The following is a 2,941-nucleotide window of genomic DNA, read 5'->3' as shown; positions in this document are numbered from 1 at the left end:
TACGAGCGACCCGTTCGCGGCCCGTCTCGCGTCCGAGTCGTCGAAGCGCATGCGCCGTAGGCGCGAGTCTCGACGGCTCGGACGCGAGACTGAAGGGGGCCGCGAACACGCAGCGCCGAAGGCGCTGCCAAAGACTCAGCCGGGGACCGGAATGCTCAGGCCGGGGAAGATTTCGACCTCCCTGGGTGGTTCCGGGGCGGGTGGAATGACGATGACCGGTGCGGAGGAGGTGCTCGACGGCGGGTTCAGGATGTCGTAGCTGCCGCCGGAGGGTTTGCTCGCATTCGGCTGGCTGCCTTGCGACCCGGCCGCCGAGAACTGCTCGATCGGCAGGCCTTCGAGCGCGCCGTCCATCACCTGCTTCCAGATATCGGCGGGCAGGCCGGAACCGTAGATGTCGGTGCCGCGCGCGGTCTCGATCGGCTGCGACTGCTCGGTGCCGACCCACACCGCGGTGGACAGCGATGGAGTAAAGCCGATCATCCACGCGTCTTTGTTCTCGTTCGACTCACCGAGTTGAGTGGTACCGGTCTTCGCAGCCGAGGGCCGACCGCCGGACAGGCCGTGCTCGTTGGAATATGCGGCGATGGGGAGCATCGCTTCGGTGGTGTTGTCGGCGATACGGCGCGGAATGCGCTGTTGGCCGCCGGGGAGTTGCTTGCCGACCCGTTTGTCGGGTTCGCCCCGGTTCAGCAGCACCCGACCGTCGCCCGCGACCACTCGCTGCACGAAGTAGGGCTGGTGATAGACACCGGAATTGGCGATCGTCGCATAGGCCGAGGCCATATCAATGGGGCGAACCAGATACTGGCCCAAGACGATTCCGTTGAGCGGTTGTCCGTTGTCCTCGGTCAGCGTCTTACCGGCCACGCCCGGAATCTCCTCCGGGATTCCGGCCTGATGGGCGGCATCGGCGATCGCCTTCGGTCCGTCGACCATCGACATGGTCAGCCGATAGAAACTGGTGTTCAGCGAGCGCTTCAATGCTTCGGTAACGGTGCATCTGCCGCACGATTCGCCGTCCACATTGGTGATCCTGGTGCCGCGATCCGTCACCGGGGAACTGTCGAAGACCCGGGTGAGTGGAATGTTCTGCTGCAGCGCCGCGATCACCGCGAAAACCTTGAATGCGGAACCGGTCTGCAGCGGCGCCTGCGCGAAATCGAAGCCGATACCGTCGGCGCCGCCGTAGTACGCGCGCACCGCTCCCGAACGCGGATCGATCGAAACCACTGCGCCGCGCAGTTCCGGTGGCTGCGGGTCGAGGCGATCGTGGATCGCATCGAGTGCGGCCTGCTGGGCTCTGGCATCGATGGTGGTGGTGATCTGCAATGCCCCGGTATTCAGTTCCCGTTCGCTGATGCCCGCGTCGCGCAGTTCCCGCAACACCTGGCTGCGGATCAGGCCCTCCGGACCACGGGCCTTGTTGACATCCGGCATTTCGGTAATCGGGACGATCTGCGGAAATACCGTCGCATCACGATCACCCGGTGCGAGCGAGCCCATTTCGACCATGCCGTCGAGCACGTACCTCCAGCGCGCCGTCAGCTCGGTGAGATGGGTCTCCGGATCCAGAATCGACGGGGTGCGGATGACCGCGGCAAGCACCGCGCCTTCGGCGCGCGTCAAATCCGGCACCGATTTGTCGAAATAGGCCTTCGCGGCCGCCGAGATTCCGTAGGCGCCACGCCCGTAGTAGATGGTGTTGAGGTAGGCCGCGAGGATGTCGTCCTTGCTCCACTGCCGCGCCATTTTGGCGGCGATGATCAGCTCGCGCATCTTCCTCGTCAGGCTGCGTTCGGAGCCGAGAAAGGCATTCTTCACATACTGCTGGGTAATGGTGGAGCCGCCGCCCGCATCCTCTCGGCCGAACAGATTGTCCCGGGCGGCGCGCAGGAATCCGCTGGTCGAATAGCCGGGATTGGTATAGAAGTTGCGGTCCTCGGCCGAGAGCACCGCATCGCGCACCGGTTTCGGCACCTGCGCCAGCGGCACCGGAATCCGATTGCCGTCCGGCGGAACGACCTTCGCGATCACCGTGGTTCCGTCGGCGGCCAGGATGGTGGCGATCTGATTGGTCTGCACCGCATCGGGATCCGGGATTTCGGCGCTCCAGTAGACCAGCACGAACAGCAGGGACGGTACCGCGACGAAGGTGACGAACAGGGCGAGTAGCAGCCGTCGGAAGCGTTCACCTCGGGTGCGCTGTGGCCGATCGGTGGGTTTCGGTTGCGGCCGAGGCGGTTTCATCGAGCCAGGTGGCCGGGGCCGGTCCTTGCGTCGCGCCGTGCCGGTGTTGTGCTCGGTGAATCCCGCAACGGAGGCATACGGTGCCGGTATCGATTTGCCCCGGCGACTGCCGCCGCGTCGCCGCTTGCCGAACGAGCTCACGATCATCTCCTCCCGGAGCGTCGGTAAAACTCACCACGGACACGATCGAAACGGGCTTCGGACCGCCGCGTCTCACGCCGAAGTGTAAGTGGTGCAGGCGCGCGCATCGACTGTTTGGGGCGTGTACATCAGGTGCTGAACGATCCACTTTTGGTGAGCACGACGGAGCGAGATGCTTACGTGTGATGTTCGCGGCTTTGTCTGCGGTGTGAGTCGTTGAGGCGCTTGTGCCGGAGGTGCCGGACTCACCCATTCGGCGCGTGTACATCAGGTGCTGAACGATCCACTTTTGGTGAGCACGACGGAGCGAGATGCTTACGTGTGATGTTCGCGGCTTTGTCTGGCGTGTGAGTCGTTGAGGCGCTTGTGCCGGAGGTGCCGGACTCACCCATTCGGCGCGTGTACACCAAGTGCCGAGCGACCCGCACGGAGCGGCCCGTACGGAGCGAGTCTTACGAGCGACGTTCGCGGCCCGTCTCGCGTCCGAGTCGTCGAAGCGCATGCGCCGTAGGCGCGAGTCTCGACGGCTCGGACGCGAGACACAAGGGGG

1 protein-coding gene is annotated in these 2,941 nt (G+C 64.8%); it reads right to left on the bottom strand.

Annotated features, from left to right (window positions below):
* Nucleotides 1-135 precede the first annotated feature (135 nt).
* The gene (locus tag AB0L58_RS42945; RefSeq protein ID WP_364397499.1) at nt 136-2,397 is read right to left on the bottom strand and encodes a transglycosylase domain-containing protein; all 2,262 of its coding nucleotides are present in this window, start codon (nt 2,395-2,397) and stop codon (nt 136-138) included.
* Between the last annotated feature and the right edge of the window lie 544 nt (nt 2,398-2,941).

It is taken from the genome of Nocardia sp. NPDC052112 (genome assembly GCF_040680135.1).
Classification (GTDB): domain Bacteria; phylum Actinomycetota; class Actinomycetes; order Mycobacteriales; family Mycobacteriaceae; genus Nocardia.
This window is presented reverse-complemented; position numbering and strand designations above follow the sequence as displayed.

Coding starts and splice junctions, on each gene's coding strand:
- AB0L58_RS42945 (WP_364397499.1), bottom strand. CDS start 2,397: ATGATCGTGAGCTCGTTCGGCAAGCGGCGACGCGGCGGCAGTCGCCGG.